General features: G+C 62.6%; 1 pseudogene. It reads left to right on the top strand.

What is annotated here, in order from left to right:
- Nucleotides 1-302 (top strand): annotated as a pseudogene (locus EN851_RS35370) (NmrA family transcriptional regulator); the annotation flags it as partial.

The following is a 302-nucleotide window of genomic DNA, read 5'->3' as shown; positions in this document are numbered from 1 at the left end:
GGCGGATGTTCGCGACCCCGAGGCGCTGCGCAAGGTGTTGCGACAAGGCCGCCGCGCCTTTCTTCTCAACCCGCCTGCCGATCCGGCGACCGATACCGACGCCGAAGAGCAGAAGACAGTTGCCGCCATCGTCACAGCGCTTGCAGGCTCAGGTCTTGAAAAGGTGGTGGCGGAATCGACCTATGGCGCGCAGCCGGGCGAAGGCATCGGCGATCTTTCCGTGCTCTACGGCTTCGAGCAGAAGCTGAAGGCGCAGACCATTCCGGCCAGTATTATCCGCGCCGCCTACTACATGAGCAATT

It is taken from the genome of Mesorhizobium sp. M8A.F.Ca.ET.208.01.1.1, from assembly GCF_004791315.1.
Taxonomy (GTDB): domain Bacteria; phylum Pseudomonadota; class Alphaproteobacteria; order Rhizobiales; family Rhizobiaceae; genus Mesorhizobium.
This window is presented reverse-complemented; position numbering and strand designations above follow the sequence as displayed.